Source organism: Oceanospirillum sediminis, from assembly GCF_014164585.1.
Taxonomy (GTDB): domain Bacteria; phylum Pseudomonadota; class Gammaproteobacteria; order Pseudomonadales; family Halomonadaceae; genus Oceanospirillum; species Oceanospirillum sediminis.
In genome coordinates this window covers 37225-52265 of the sequence record NZ_JACJFM010000016.1, presented here as the reverse complement: position 1 = coordinate 52265, position 15041 = coordinate 37225, and the positions used below count along the sequence as shown (strand labels likewise).

General features: G+C 46.4%; 10 protein-coding genes. 5 read left to right on the top strand and 5 right to left on the bottom strand.

What is annotated here, in order from left to right:
• Positions 1 to 43 precede the first annotated feature (43 nt).
• Together H4O21_RS13200 and H4O21_RS13195 are read left to right on the top strand one after the other, a co-directional pair.
• Complete coding sequence (locus H4O21_RS13200; RefSeq protein WP_182809345.1) at positions 44 to 2311, top strand: EAL domain-containing protein; 2268 nt, start codon at positions 44 to 46, stop codon at positions 2309 to 2311.
• On the top strand, positions 2304 to 3533 hold the full coding sequence (locus tag H4O21_RS13195; protein ID WP_182809344.1) for a hypothetical protein: 1230 nt from the start codon (positions 2304 to 2306) through the stop codon (positions 3531 to 3533). The genes H4O21_RS13200 and H4O21_RS13195 overlap by 8 nt, the downstream gene beginning before the upstream one ends.
• Positions 3534 to 3657: 124 nt before the next feature.
• On the opposite strand, the gene H4O21_RS13190 is transcribed toward H4O21_RS13195, so the two are convergent.
• From H4O21_RS13190 to H4O21_RS13180, 3 genes are all read right to left on the bottom strand, one after another.
• Complete coding sequence (locus tag H4O21_RS13190) at positions 3658 to 4242, bottom strand: hypothetical protein (protein WP_182809343.1); 585 nt, start codon at positions 4240 to 4242, stop codon at positions 3658 to 3660.
• A 231-nt stretch (positions 4243 to 4473) separates the two neighbouring features.
• Positions 4474 to 7125 (bottom strand): ATP-binding protein, encoded by a 2652-nt coding sequence (locus tag H4O21_RS13185; protein ID WP_182809342.1) that lies wholly within the window; start codon positions 7123 to 7125, stop codon positions 4474 to 4476.
• 6 nt (positions 7126 to 7131) lie between these two features.
• Positions 7132 to 7914, bottom strand: a complete 783-nt coding sequence (locus H4O21_RS13180) for a substrate-binding domain-containing protein (RefSeq protein ID WP_182809341.1) — start codon at positions 7912 to 7914, stop codon at positions 7132 to 7134.
• Positions 7915 to 8256: 342 nt separating this feature from the next.
• Between H4O21_RS13180 and H4O21_RS13175 the strand changes: the two genes are divergently transcribed.
• Both H4O21_RS13175 and H4O21_RS13170 read left to right on the top strand, forming a co-directional pair.
• The gene (locus H4O21_RS13175) at positions 8257 to 8427 is read left to right on the top strand and encodes a hypothetical protein (protein WP_182809340.1); all 171 of its coding nucleotides are present in this window, start codon (positions 8257 to 8259) and stop codon (positions 8425 to 8427) included.
• A gap of 103 nt (positions 8428 to 8530) precedes the next feature.
• Positions 8531 to 9787 carry a DEAD/DEAH box helicase gene (locus H4O21_RS13170; protein ID WP_182809339.1) on the top strand — a complete coding sequence of 419 codons (1257 nt, stop codon included), beginning with the start codon at positions 8531 to 8533 and terminating at the stop codon, positions 9785 to 9787.
• Positions 9788 to 10049: 262 nt separating this feature from the next.
• On the opposite strand, the gene H4O21_RS13165 is transcribed toward H4O21_RS13170, so the two are convergent.
• Both H4O21_RS13165 and H4O21_RS13160 read right to left on the bottom strand, forming a co-directional pair.
• A complete protein-coding gene (locus tag H4O21_RS13165; protein WP_255487302.1) occupies positions 10050 to 11417 on the bottom strand; it encodes a DUF1329 domain-containing protein in 1368 nt (455 codons plus the stop codon).
• 22 nt (positions 11418 to 11439) lie between these two features.
• A complete protein-coding gene (locus H4O21_RS13160; protein WP_182809338.1) occupies positions 11440 to 13254 on the bottom strand; it encodes a DUF1302 domain-containing protein in 1815 nt (604 codons plus the stop codon).
• A 423-nt stretch (positions 13255 to 13677) separates the two neighbouring features.
• Here H4O21_RS13160 and H4O21_RS13155 point away from each other — a divergent pair, with 423 nt between their 5' ends.
• Positions 13678 to 15033 carry a WD40/YVTN/BNR-like repeat-containing protein gene (locus tag H4O21_RS13155; protein ID WP_182809337.1) on the top strand — a complete coding sequence of 452 codons (1356 nt, stop codon included), beginning with the start codon at positions 13678 to 13680 and terminating at the stop codon, positions 15031 to 15033.
• Positions 15034 to 15041 lie beyond the last annotated feature (8 nt).

Here is a 15041-nt window from a genome sequence, read left to right as displayed (position 1 = left end):
TATATTTTTTGTCTTTCTGATACTGCTTGTCCAGGCGGTTTCTTTGGTTATTATTTATAAAGCCAATAGCAAACAGGAACAGCAGCAGATCGATTTGCGGCTGGAGTCCGCAACTTCCGCCTTCCAGAATCAGTATCAGCAGCGTAGTTATTACTTACAAGCATTTGCCGAAACGGCTGCTAAGGACTTTGGCTTAAAAGAAGTCTTTGACGCTGATGCACGTAGTTTTCTTATTGCTCTGAATAACCATCGCAAACGAATTGATGCAGACCTGGCCTTTGCCGTAAACAGAAAAAATCTGATTATTGGTCAGTTATTTCGCACATCAGCAGAGAGCAAAGTAAAACTGGGTCCAGAACAGAATAATCAATTCCGTTTCCCCCAATGGTTTGATGCAGAAAAAGCCACCTCACAGCTTTACCTGTTAGAAGGACAGGTTTATCAGCTTAGTTTCGCACCTTTAAAAAGTGGTCAGCAAGTTGTTGGCTGGATTGGATATGGTTATCAGGTCAATGGATCTCTGGCGCAGAATCTGGCTAATGTCACTGGCTTAAACGTTGAATTTCTGCTGAGCAAAGCCGGTGACCGCTGGCTGAACCTCGCTGCGGCTTCCCCTTATACTACTGGCAGCCCGGCAAACCCTATGGGGCAGCTGATCGTTTCTGGAAATCCTGACCCGACAACATTTCATACCAGTATCTCTCTGGGTGAGGTTGATCAGCAGGACCTGAAAGCTGCCATCTATGGTTCGCGTTCCAGCCTTCTGGAAACACTCCGTCAGAACCTGTGGCAACTGATGGTAGTTGAGGGCGTAACGATCCTGCTCGCTCTGGTTATTGCTTACAATCTGTCAGGCACTATCAGTAAACCGGTAAAAGAACTGGTGCGTCAGGCACAGTATATTGCGCGTGGTAACTATGATTCATCGGTTAATATCACAGGGAAAAATGAGTTGGGCCAGCTGGCACAGGAGTTTAATCTGATGCAGCAGGCGGTTCTGGTACGTGAGCAAAAAATTAACCATCAACTGCGCTATAACAGTTTAACGAATCTGCCGAACCGTTATTCTCTGCTGGAAACTCTGGAGGAGCTGTGTGCAAGCGGCAGTCCCGGTTGTACCTTGCTACATCTGGATATCCGCCGAACCAAAACCGTCAATGATACCCTGGGTTATGATACCGGCAACCTGATGATTAAAGAGGTCGGTAAACGTCTTAGCGAGCTGAATAAAGAGAAGATGATATTTCATCTCGGAGCCGATGAGTTTGCTGTTATCCTGATGACTACAGACCAGATGCAGGTGGTAACCTGGTGCAATAATGTTGAGAAATTTCTTGATCCACCGCTGTGTGGTGACGGTGTTATGTTGCATCTGCAGGTACACGCAGGTTTCGCCAAAGCACCGATGGATGCAGGCAATGCACAACTGCTGTTGCAGAAGGCTGATACAGCACTGAGTCATAGCAAGCGGGAGATGAAAGCCTTCCTGCCTTATAAAGCGGAGATGGATGCCGACGCCGGGCGTACACTCAGCCTGGTAAATGATCTGAGAATCGCGATTGAAAGCGACCAGTTACAACTCTTTTACCAGCCTAAGCTGGACATTAATGCCGGAGTAGTGCGTGATCTTGAAGCTCTGATCCGCTGGAGACATCCGGAACAGGGTATGATTCCTCCCGATGCCTTTATCGGTATTGCCGAGCAAACCGGACAAATTGATGCACTGACCCGTTGGGTGATTCGCGAAGCTGCCCGCCAGTACAATGCCTGGGTAGAAGAGGAGCTTTTACTGTCTATTGCCGTCAATATTTCTGCTGAGAACCTCAAGAACCAGAATTTCACTGCAGAGCTGGAGGAGATCTGGCAAGAGTTCTCATTGCCAATGGATGCACTGACACTGGAAATTACCGAAAGCGCCGTGGTATCAGATCCGGTGTCTGCTATCGGTATGCTGTGTGATATTCAGGATCAGGGGATTAAACTCTCTATTGATGACTATGGTACTGGCTATTCCTCTCTGGCTCAGCTGAAGCAACTCCCGGTCAATGAATTAAAAATTGATCGTTCCTTTGTCGATAAAGTTTATTCAGACCCGGATGACCAGATTATCGTGCGCTCAACCATCCGCATGGCTCACGATATGGGATTAAGTGTTGTGGCCGAAGGCATTGAAGATGCTGAAACACTGGAGTGGCTAGGAGAGCAGGGCTGCGATAAAGCTCAGGGATATTTCATCAGCCGTCCCGCTCCTGCTGCAGAAATCGGTCAATGGCTGAAAGAAAAGGATAAGGCGATATCAGCAAATGCGTAAGTCTTCAGTATTGCTAACTCTGAGCATGGTGTCTTTCAACAGTCAGGCGCTGGAAGCTGATTTAAACGGCCTGATCGATTTGCGATTGGGTCACAGTCATGGTCTGGACAGCTATGTCAGTGGCGGGCAAGGCAAACTACAACACTCGCCGGGTACAAAGTTTTCATTAGGCCAGGCCGCTCTGATCTCCGATCTGTCATTAACCGATCAGGTCAATCTGATTGGCGTTCTGAATGGCTTTAGCGATGAAGATAAAAGCCAATTGGGTCTGACGGAACTTTATTTCAGATACCGTGGACTTCCCGATGACACAGGTTTTCGTCAGGGGCTGAAAGTCGGGCTTTTTTATCCAGCGATATCTCTGGAGAACCGTGCACGGGCCTGGTCAACCGCTAATACTTTGACGCCGTCCACAATGAACAGCTGGATTGGTGAGGAATTGCGAGCCACAGGTCTGGAATATACTGCCGAGTGGCTGGGTAAGTTCCGGGACAAAAGCTACGATCTGAAATTAAATGGCACCGTGTTTTTCAATAATGACACGGCAGGTGCCATATTATCCTGGCATGGCTGGACGCAAAGCAGCCGACAAACCGTATTAGGTGAGAAGTTAGAGATTCCCCATTTCCCGGCTCTGGATAACGCCCTGATTGACCAGGCCAGAGACTCTGATCCATTCCATGAAGAAGATGGAAAGCCAGGTTATATGGTCAGCCTTGAACTCAGCCTGGAACGTCGTAAGCAGATACAGCTGGGCTACTATGACAGTAATACTGATCCTTACAGCTTAACGAATGGGCAGTATGGCTGGCATACCAGGTTTTTATTTGCCGGGATTAACTGGCCAGTAGACCGGAACTGGAGCCTGCAGGGACAAATAATGTCCGGTGATACTCTGATGCAATCGCCACAGCGAGTTGACGTGGTTAATAACCGTTTTCAAAGTGCCTATCTTTCTTTAGGCTGGAAATCTGGCAAACAACGCCTGAATGCCCGGCTGGAAGAGTTTTCTGTTACAGACCGGGATAACACCCCTCAGGATAACAACAACGAATACGGTAAAGCACTGACCTTGTCCTACCGATATCAGCTGGCACGGCAATGGTTTATGCTGGGTGAGTTCAGCTGGCTGGACAGCCATCGCCCTGCCCGATGGTATCAGGGCATAACAAAAGATCAGGTGGAAAGATTAAGTCAGATAGGAGTTCGGTATTATTTCTGACAATTCAGATAAAAGATCGCTTAAATGGTTAAACAGCCCGCATGATGAAAGCATAACGTAACAATCTGAATACCGGGGGAAATGGCTGTTGCCAGAATCACATTCCACCCGGTTGAATATATTGTTAGTCCAGCAGTGACTTTTCATCCAGATCATCAACAGGAAAACTAAAGAAAGGCGTCGCAAAACGATCAGTTCTTGTTCTGTTGAGAATACGGGAATAAGGCGTCACTATTCCGGTCTTTTTATCTTTAGAGTAGTAATACATCTCACTTACACCGTGGTACATACGCACAGCAAGAATATCCAGTGATGGCTGCTCACCGCCAACCCAGAAGACAGGAATGGTCAAGCCAAAAACGTCATTATCGGTTCCCAGAGAAGTAAAGAAAAAATCCAGCTCGTAACGGGCTTTTTCCGGAGAATCAACTAAATTCAAGTGCAAACGACTGGTCAGCTCCAGGTATAAACGCTGTGTTGTGTAATTAAGTGTTTGTGAAGCTTCAATGAAATGACTTCTCACGTAAACTGGCTGCCCCGCGAAAGGTTTAAAATCTTCTTCGGGCAACTGAGCCATCAGATTATTAATACTGTAGGTCAGCAAGCGTTGACTGGTAGAACCACGAAATTGCTCGGTGGCTTCGCGAGTTGAACAGGCGTTAATCGTTGCACATAGCAGGATCACAGACAAGATACGAATAAATGGCATAGCCAGCCTCTTGCAAAAATAATGACTAAAGCAGGTATTTTGCGAATGCAAAAAGAAAACCTGCATTATTTTAGAAAACAACCATTAAAGCAATGACTGACAGGACTTAACTCTTGTCCCTGGATACCATATTGAATTGATATTCATACTCTGAAACAAATACTACGACCCATCTCTGTGTAGTTAGCGCCTGATACATCAATAAGACTTCACTGATACCCGGATCTGCAATCAGGTTTCGCTTACAAGCCGGGTTATCACATCAGAAAGTTCCTGCTTGCGGAATGGTTTAGCCAGGTATTCATTCATTCCTGATTCAAAACACGCATCAATATCCTTTTGCTGAGTATTTGCTGTCAGTGCAATAATCGGAAGATCCGGAGCACGCTGACGAATCCTTCTGGTTGCATCCAGTCCGTCCATGACAGGCATCTGCATATCCATCAGAATTAAATCATACTGATAGTTTTCAGCCGCATCCACAGCTTCCTGCCCATCAGAGACAGTATCCACATGATGTCCAAGTGTTTTTATAATGTGAATAGCCACCTGCTGATTTATCTGGTTATCTTCTGCCAGCAGAATTCTGAGCTTTCCTGTTTCTTTCACAGACCTCTGGTGATCTGACACCTGGAACTGTTCATGTTTATCTGATGTCTCTGGTATCAACCCTGGAGCATCCTTCAAGGCATGACAAGAAATTGCAGAGTCCACCGGTTCTGATAGTGTCAGGGAAACATCTGACTGCTCAAGTGTCTGTATCCCGGATGAGCGCCCCGGACTTTCTATCGGCTGCTCTGACACCGGGAGAGGCAGAATCACAGTAAAGGTTGATCCCTTTCCAGGAGTACTCTCAACAGATATCTCACCGCCCATTGCCTCCGCTAAACGCCGACTGATCGCTAAACCAAGACCCGTGCCACCATAACGCCGCGATATAGAAGAATCTGCCTGTGAAAAGCTCTGGAACAGAGTATCAATCACATCTGGCTCCATACCTATGCCAGTATCCATGATACTGATCTTCAAAGCGTCTTTTTCAGACAGAAGACAACGCCCTACAATAACTCTCACACCACCCTTATCCGTGAACTTGATCGCGTTTCCGATAAGGTTTACCAGAATCTGACGCACACGCCCTGAATCTCCGATATAGGCCTGGTGAGAATTCAGGGAAAGAATCAGGCCTAATTCAATACCTTTTTCACGTGCCTTAGGCGCAAGAATTTCAAGAACGCTGTCAATCAGCTGTTTCAGATCAAAAGGATGTTCTTCCAGTGTCAGGTGACTCGCCTCAATCTTGGAGAAATCAAGAATATCATTGATGATGGTAAGCAGAGCTTCCCCGGAATAGCGTATGGTCTCTGTAAAATAACGCTGCTGATCATTTAACGGAGTATCTATCAATAACCCTGTCATTCCAATCACCCCATTCATCGGAGTTCGAATTTCATGGCTCATGGTCGATAAAAACTCTGATTTTGCCTGATTTGCTTCCTCAGCTTTTTGAGTCGCCAGAAGTAACTTCTCTTCAGCTCTTTTATGATCAATTATGCTGGCCAGAGTGTTACAGACAAGCTGTAAAAACTCTTCATTAATCTGATCACGGTCACATCCATCTACAATATACAGATTTAATACGCCCAACAGATTGTCACCCGTGCGAATCGGCATGCAGACATGGCCATGCGGTGCAATACCCTGGAACGTGATGTCATGTCTGTGGTCCATATGAGGAGCAAATACGGTCTCACCGCTGGCCGCTACTCGTCCACACAGGCATTTACCATAAGGGACATTTTTACATAAAACCTGTAACTCTGAAGCCAGATTGTATTCAGCAGTTAAGATCAGGTTTTTATTTTCAACATCTGCCAGGAAAATACTGCCTTGAGCCTCTACGCTTAACCAGGGAACAGAGATAATTTGTTCCAACGCCTGATTCATAATCTGGGGTAGCGTCAGCTCTTCAACCGAAAGCTCCAGAATAGATTTAATAACCGCATTCCGTCTTTCAGCTTCCTGAGCGACATCCTTGAGTAATTCGGCATGTTCAAGGGCATTTTCCAGCTGAATATTTGTTTTCAAGATCCTGCGTGCAATAACAAAACCAATGACAGCAACCAGCAGAATAGTCACAATAGCAATGACAGCTTCTAAGATATCGTATCTGTGTTTGCGTTGTTCAATATCACGCTCGATTTCCTGAAATTGAATCAGGCTTTTTGCATAGATACGATTAATATTTTCCTGCATTCTCCGGAACAAAGGAGGGGCTTTTTTCAGAAAGCGTTTAACTTCTGTCAAACTGGATAAATACTCATCCTGAAGGCCATTTTTCTGCGCCGTATCTCTCTTGATTAAGAGGGCTTTCAGAACCTGTATCTTCTCTTCGATCTCTGCCAGTTTAGGCGTTAGGTCAATAATCTCTAATACATACGGCGAGCTTTCACCAGTACGCGTGTAGTGAATGGAGTTGACTATTTTGTCCGAGCTTTCAAGATTTACGTCAATTTGCCTGGAATACGTGCCGCCGCCATTAAGGACTTTCAGAATGTCCCGCACTTCCTGAATGTATGTTTCTGAAGCCGCTGAGATCCGGCTGATATTCTTTTCTCTTTGGGTTACCGCCATTTCATAAAGATTGGACTCCAGAAGAGCCAGATTCTGATTAATCTGTTCTGCCAGCATAATCCTTGATTGCTCATTGGAATAAGTATCCTCAAGCGCTGACAGTTTATAAAGAACAAACAGATGAATACCGATCAGCCAGATAAACCCAACCAAAAATAATACGATCTGTACACTCATCAGAACAAAAGTTCGATTACGCCTCATCAGGCCTAAACTTAACTTATTCTGGTTCAGGTGATCTTTTTGCATTTATCACTATTTCTCAGCGTTGCCTTTGGCATCAAGGAAACCATATTTACGGAAAATAGCCTGACCTTCACCAGATGCGGCAAACTCCATCACTTTTTTCGCGGCTTCCGGATTATCAGAAAAAGTCAGCAGATTAAGTTGCAGTTTTTTAGGTTTAGCCATTGTTACAGGTAGATCAAGAATTTCTGTATTTGGGCGATTCTCCGGGAAAAACGCAGTAGCGCGCCAGTTCAGAATGACATCAGCATCGCCTACACGGAGTGCTTTATTCAGGTTGCGTGAGTCTGTCGTCAAATACTGAGATTTTTCGAAAACCTGATCATAGATTCCAACGGATGAAAGAATTTTCTTACTTTCTTTACCAATACTGCCACTATCAGGGTTACACACCACAATATCCAGATCTGAACGTAGCAGCTCGTTGACATCAGCCCGGACATTTTTGGGATTTCCTTTAACCACCATCAGCGATGCCTGGTTAAACCCGATATCTTCGTATGCACCGAGTAACCCATCTTTCTTATGACGTTCCCGGTATGAAGCAGAACCGGGCATATAAAGATCGCCCAACCTGGATGACTTCAGGCTTTGATAAAGATCCTCAGATCCTCCTTGTGTCATAGTGACTTTAATATCATAACGGGACTCCATGATATCGAAAATTTCAGCCATCGGTTTCGCCATAGTGATGCCGATATATGCAAGCAGTTCCGTTTTAATGTTTGATGTTTGCTCTGACGCACTATCTGAAGATTGTTCGCATCCTGCTAACAAAGTTACCAGTCCCATAAGCATTGTAATCCGGAGTTTTTGTACCATTCTTGCTATCACTCGAATATCTGCTGACAAATTGAGTTATATGATTAATCTATTTGCTCTAATGTTAATTTATTGCATTTAATCACATAAAGTTACAAAAAAAAATGATATTGATCTAATGACTATTGCTTATGACAAATTCTGTTAAGCCACACATACAATATAATGCTCCCCTTTAAACAGAGCAGAACCTGACAAGGGCCCCATCTCTGCCACTATATTGAAAACGGCCAACGATCAACCCGATTGACTTAGCTTTTGCCAGACAAATATGACAAGGTAGATATCATTAACCATTCAGGAGTATTTTTTATGCGGATATCCAGCCCATCTCAATTGTTTAAATCCAGTCAATACAAAGCAGTAAACTCAACGGGTACAAAAATGGAAACTCCCGAAGCAACACCACGTATGCCAGGCAACACAGCAGAAACGGTAGCCATCAGCCAGGAAGCCTATAAAAAAGCCAAAGAGCATAAATAGGAAGAAATGGCTGCAGGGTTTACCCCTGTTTTCAGGGACTCAATCAGACTTTTAAGCGTTCAGTGTTACAATCCACTATCTTAATTTTTTCAGGTGTCTGGTTATGAGTTTTGCATCTCTTAGTTTGCATTCAGATTTATTGGCAGTATTAGAATCCCTTGGCTATCAGACACCTACACCGATTCAGCTGAAAGCTATACCAGAGGTGCTGGCAGGCCATGATGTTTTAGCCGGGGCACAAACTGGCACCGGTAAAACAGCGGCCTTTGCATTACCTTTGATTCATCGAGATCTGACACGACTCAATCAGAATAGCGAAAAAGCCATACGTGTATTAGTGCTTACACCAACACGCGAGCTGGCACAGCAAGTATATAAAAGCTTCCTGAAATACAGCCAGGATTCAGAGCTTAACATCGTAGTTGCCTATGGCGGTGCAAGCATTAACCCTCAGATTGAAGCACTCAACAAGGGTTGTGATGTACTGGTAGCAACCCCGGGGCGATTACTTGAACTGGTCATCAAAGAACTGATCGATTTAAGCCACATTGAAACCCTGGTACTCGACGAAGCCGATAGGATGCTGGACATGGGTTTTATCACGGATATTAATCGCATCCTGAAGCGCCTTCCTGACACTCACCAGACTTTATTTTTCTCTGCCACCTTTAATGATGATGTATTTGCCCTGAGTAAAACCATCTTAAATGCACCCAAACTGATTGAGGTCGCCGAACGTAACGCCACGGCAGAAAAAATTGAACAACGCTTTTATGAAGTGGATACTCAGCGAAAGGCTGCGATGCTTGCCTACCTGATTGGCTCAAATAATTGGCAACAGGTACTGATTTTTACCCGCACCAAACAAGCGGTGGATGAACTGGTAAAAGAATTAGCCAAAGATGGCATCAAAGCTGTCGCGGTTCACGGTGATAAGTCCCAGGGAGCCCGTGATAGGGGATTAGAGGAGTTTAAAAACGGTAAAGTGCGGGCGCTTGTGGCCACCGACGTTGCAGCCCGTGGCCTGGATATTAAAGAGCTGCAATACGTCATTAATTTTGAACTGCCATACAATGCCGAAGACTATATACATCGTATTGGCCGTACTGGCCGTGCCGGGCAAACCGGCGTTGCTGTATCTTTGGTCTCTCATAAAGAAAAATACCTGTTTGAAGAGGTAAAAACACTCACCGGCGAAGAATTCCTTATGCAATGGTTCGCAGGCTTTGAGCCTGACTTCATGGCACAGGAAGAAGCTGACAGAGGAAAACGCAAACCTTCAAAAAAATCACTGCGTGCCAGGGCACTGGGGCAGAATAAAGGCAGCAAAGTAAGAGCTGATAAACGGCGTCAGCGGTAGACCCGGCAAAGGGTTGAACGTTTTTCGGCATATGCTCACAAAAATCACTATCAAGATAGCTCTCAATGCTGAGTCAGATGATCATCGGGCTACGAGAGACACAGCAGAAGAGCATCCTTAAGACCAACCATTGAGTAATGACGCCCTTGCGCCATTCGTATTAACCTTCTTTCAGACAGGATTGAGGCTTTACCAGATAGACAAAAAACCCCGGCTAAAAACCGGGGTCAAGGCAGAGCAGAGAGGGGAAATCAGTTAAGCATTAACGCTTACCCTCACGGCGAATTGCAGCAGGGGTAAAGTCTGAGTGCTTAGCTTTGATGCCAAAATCCAGTCCTACGGATTCCTCGTTGGTCATACCTGTGGTCAGGTAACGGCCAGACTGCAGATCATGCAGAGTCTCCATAGCATACCAGGGTGCGTCACCTGACTTATACTGTACTTTATGTGCTTCAGCCACACGCCATAGTTCACCACGACCATCGTAGTGGTCAACGACTGCAGCCTGCCAGGAATCTTCGTCGATATACATACGACGTTTAGCGTAGATATGACGCTCGCCGTCTTTCAGATCCGCTTCGATAACCCAGACCCTGTGCAGCTCATAACGGGTGTTTTCAGGATTCAGGTGACCTGGCATCAGGATATCTTTGTACGTCAGGTCCTTAGATGCCAGCTTAAAGGCATTGTATGGAATATACATTTCCTGTTTGCCAATCAGCTTCCAGTCATACTTATCCGGAGCACCATTAAACATATCAAAATTATCCGAGGTACGCTGACCGTCTGCCGCAAAGCCCGGACCATCATAAGAAACCTGAGGGGCACGGCGTACACGACGCTGACCTGCGTTGTACACCCAGGACTTACGGGCTTCTTTTACCTGGTTCAGGGTTTCATGCACTAACAGTACGTTACCGGTCAGACGAGCTGGTGCCAGAACTTTCATGGTGAAGTAGAACAGCATATTGCTGTCTTTATCTTCTTTATAGCCGTCGGTCAGATAGTGAGGCCATACCAGCTTGTCCTGAATCCGGTAGGTCGTAAAATCACCATTCTGGTGCACGGGTGCAACAGCCATCGTTCTTTCAACCGAACCACCGCGATAACGGGTAATATGATTCCAGATCACTTCCAGACCGTTCTGAGGAATAGCAAAAGGAATCGTTTCATCAAAATTTACTAAGCCATTACCGCCTTCAGCCAGCTCAGTCTGAATGGCGTTTTTCTTCGCCAGATCATAGACCTTCTGTGGGAAGTATGCCGTACGGTGGCTCTGATAGACCGGCATTTTATAAGTATCAGGGTACTTTTCGAACAGGGCGATCTGACCCGCCGACAGCTTGTCTTTATACTGAGCCATATTCTGTGCCGTAATCGTGAACAGAGGCTGTTCACCGGCAAAAGGATCTGTTCCCTCTGTCAGATTTTTAATGCCACCATCCCAGGCAGGGATAGAACCATCTGCATTGGCTGCTTTCTCAGCACCTACCCAGGTCAGTTCCTGCCCCAGCTTAGCCGCTTCTGATTCGCTGACGGCTGCCAGAGCTGTGCCTGCTATGGAGCCTGCAGTCAAAAGACCTGACATAAAAAGTGCTTTTACAATTTTATTCTTTTTAAACATTGTCATATAAACCTCTGCAAAACCTGCCTCAGAAAGATACGCCCAGATTCAGTGCCATAAAGTCACGATCTTTCAGCTCATTAAAGTCACCACCAAAGTAGCTGGTGTAAGAGATACTGGCAGTATAAGTATCCATGTAGTCTGCTTTCAGCCCCAGGCTGACAGCTCTGCGTCCTTCGTTAAACTGCTGAGCAGGTGCAGGAGAATAACCTTTAACATCATGAGACCAGGCAATAGAAGGTGTCAGGTTCACACCGGCAAATACATCACTGTATCTCAGGTTGGCGCGCATACGGTAACCCCAGGAGAAATCAGTTACGAAACCATCGCCAACACCCGGTGCCGCCGTACCGAATACAGAGTTACGGCCGTAACGGTGACCACCTTTTTCTGCATTATCAAAGTCATTGATGAAGATGAAACCTACTTCACTGACCAGGCTCAGACGACTGGCACCCAGCACCTGATCAAAAAATTTCACACCGGTACTTTGCAGCTGAACCACATCATATTTGTCATAGCCTTTAACAGCAGACCCTGGCGCCGTAGTCGGCAGCAGGTCATCAGCAGCCCCCATACCCGTCATACCGTCAGACAACAGACTGAACAGCAGGTCATTACCATTAATCTGAATCGGCATATCAGGACGGTAGCTGATTTCACCGGATACAGCCCATGAACCAACATTAGTTGCGGCACTCAGACCAAAGACCTGAATATCTTCCGGGAATGCAATCTGGTATGAACCATCGAAGTCCAGATCTGGTGTCTGGGCCAGAGCCAGAGAGTTAGGACCTGTGCTGGAACGGAAACCATTAATATAAGGCGAGCGACTGTGGTAGTTCAGATAGTAAGCGCCAAACTCGGTATCAACCTGTTCAGCGTAATAGCGGAATGCCAGACCAAACTGACCATCATCCTGTGCTTCATCATCCGCTTTACGGGACAGTTTCGCACCTGGCACCAGCAGGTTCATTTCATCCGGCATACTAGAGGCAAAGGTCACACCATTACAGCCGTCTGCAGCGAAGTCAGCGGTTGAGAAATAAGTACCACAACCATCAATTTCGGTTTTAGCCCAGTCAAGCTGATAAAAACCTTCCATACTCAGGTTATCGGTTACGCCCAAATTTCCGTACAGCATATTAACCGGTAACAGGCCTTCTTTAACTTCAGCGCCCGGACGACGGAAAGCGGATACATCAACCGGGTTAATAGAGTTAACACCACCCTGAATAAAGGTACTTTCACCCCAGCTTACAACCTGCTTACCTAAACGCAGATCCAGAGGTTTGTCACCCAGTTCAAAGGAACCATAGACAAAGGCATCCATTAATTCGAAGCCAGAAAATTTGGCATAGTCACTGAAACCAGAATCGTTCAGCTTAGCCCCTGACTGGTAGTTATTGCCCAGATGACCATGCTCGCGGCGGCCATCATTCAGCTCAGCGTCATACCAGTACTTAGCACGAACAAAAGCCCCAAAGTTCTGATAATTCAGCTCCAGATCATGAGATCCTTTAAAGATCTGTGAAAATGTCTCTCCCTTCTTAAAGTTCTGAGTGGCATCATCGGAGGTGTTACTTCTGCCTGCATTGCCACCATTACCTGGCGCATACAGATCTTTAGAAGGGTCTTCCATCCTCCAGCTGGCACCCAGTGACAGCTGAGAAGTGAAGTTCCCTTCCACTTCCCCCAAAGTGAAATTCGCAGCATGCGCTGCATTGGCGAGAAAAGAACCACTGATAATCGCCGCAACAACGGCTGCACTGACAGGTGTTCTTCTGATTCCGGCGGTTCGGAAGCCTGGCTCCCGGATGTTGTTGTTATTATTCTGGCTCATAGAGATTCCAACCTGGTTAAGGTGTTCAGCTAAATTAGATTTATTGGGTACCAGTCAACTGATTGCCTATTGATCATAGCAGTCAGAAACGCTGCCGTTGTCTTCAGAAAGCAGACCTGACTGGTTGCTGTCCTTCGCATGTTATGTCAGCCCTTGCGGGATACTGGAATCCCTGAGCGCCAAACTTATATCTGCAAATTCCATTATTATTATCTCCTGCGACCTTTTTCAAACATTCGTTTGCCTTAAAGATAACAAACTGGCGTGTAAAGAGTCCGCTATTCTTTCTTACTACACCTATGCTAAGCACTCTCGCCTGGGCTGCCCCATGTCTGTTATCTGGCTGCTGACCACAGATCACTTCAGATAACAGAGATGTAAGGTGGCCTCAAAAAAATAATGATAATAATCAGGTTTACATATATGACTGATCTTCTCCGTGTAGCACGCTCGCGGCCTGATTCTGACTCCGGTCAGCCGTTCCGGATACCAGAAAGCAGATATCATACTCAGAATACTGACAGTGTACTTTGTCGCCCTGTCTGTCGAAAAACTCCGGGCCATGTTGCTTCACCGGTCCGGTTTATCTCTCATGCTTTACGCAAAACAGGCTCTGCGGCCCGTATTCTGGGAATCACGGCAGCGCTGATGGCAATGATTACTCCCCCGGTTACTCACGCCAGTACCGATAGAGTTCAACAAGCTTCTGGTATATCCACAAAGGCCAGTAAAGCCTTAATGCTGGATATCACCCGAGCAGGCCCCGCTCTGCTGGCAGCAGGTGACAGGGGGTATATTCTTCGTTCAATAGATCAGGGTATGAGCTGGCAGCAGATTGCTACACCAGTCAGCACAGCCCTGACAGACCTATGGTTTGTTGATGAACAGCATGGCTGGGCAACAGGTCATGGCGGTGTTGTACTCCATACCAGTGATGGCGGTTCAAGCTGGAAGCTGCAACTGGATGGCCATCAGATTAATCACATGACCCTTCGTTTCTATGAACAGGAAAAACAGTCTCTGGAAAACAGCCTGGATCAACTGGACGATATCGCCCGAGAAGATGCCGAACTGGTGCTGGAGGAACTGGAATTCAAACTGGAAGATGCTCAGGTTGCAACAGAAGAGGGAGCCGGTAAACCTCTGCTCAGCGTCTGGTTTAAAGATCGCAACCAGGGCTGGGTTGTTGGTGCTTATGGCATGATCTTCCATACCACCGATGGCGGACAAAGCTGGCAACCTGCGATGTCCAGAGTCCCGAACCCGGATGGCTTCCACTTTAACAGTATTGGTCAGTTATCCGGAGATACCCTGTTTATGGCGGGCGAAGCAGGCACTCTGTACCGTTCGGATAACGCAGGTGCAGACTGGCTCCGGCTGGATTCGCCTTATGAAGGGTCTTTTTTCGGCTTTCAGTGGCTGGCACAACATAATGCCGTGATCGCTTATGGCCTGCGAGGCAATGCTTTTATCTCCTATGATCAGGGGGACAGCTGGCACGCACTGGATGTTCCGGGTAAAGAATCAGTCATGAACGCTATTGCCACTGCAGACCAGTTAATTCTGCTGGGTGGTTCAGGCTCTGTCTGGCAAGCGGATCTGAAACAGAGCAACCATCAGACAAAACCAGAACTACAACGTATCCGTCTGCCTCGCTCTTTGCCTATCAGCTCAGGCCTGAAAGTCAGTGACAACTTACTGGCTCTGACCGGACTGGGTGGTATTCGTCTGATTAACTGGCCTGTGGATCAAACCGCCCGCCAGCATCAGAAACAATAATTCGGAGG

Bases quoted from the DNA above. Each gene is read 5' to 3' on its own strand.
- H4O21_RS13195 (WP_182809344.1), top strand. From the start codon at position 2,304: ATGCGTAAGTCTTCAGTATTGCTAACTCTGAGCATGGTGTCTTTCAAC.
- H4O21_RS13190 (WP_182809343.1), bottom strand. From the start codon at position 4,242: ATGCCATTTATTCGTATCTTGTCTGTGATCCTGCTATGTGCAACGATT.
- H4O21_RS13185 (WP_182809342.1), bottom strand. From the start codon at position 7,125: ATGCAAAAAGATCACCTGAACCAGAATAAGTTAAGTTTAGGCCTGATG.
- H4O21_RS13180 (WP_182809341.1), bottom strand. From the start codon at position 7,914: ATGGGACTGGTAACTTTGTTAGCAGGATGCGAACAATCTTCAGATAGT.
- H4O21_RS13175 (WP_182809340.1), top strand. From the start codon at position 8,257: ATGCGGATATCCAGCCCATCTCAATTGTTTAAATCCAGTCAATACAAA.
- H4O21_RS13170 (WP_182809339.1), top strand. From the start codon at position 8,531: ATGAGTTTTGCATCTCTTAGTTTGCATTCAGATTTATTGGCAGTATTA.
- H4O21_RS13165 (WP_255487302.1), bottom strand. From the start codon at position 11,417: ATGACAATGTTTAAAAAGAATAAAATTGTAAAAGCACTTTTTATGTCA.
- H4O21_RS13160 (WP_182809338.1), bottom strand. From the start codon at position 13,254: ATGAGCCAGAATAATAACAACAACATCCGGGAGCCAGGCTTCCGAACC.
- H4O21_RS13155 (WP_182809337.1), top strand. From the start codon at position 13,678: ATGACTGATCTTCTCCGTGTAGCACGCTCGCGGCCTGATTCTGACTCC.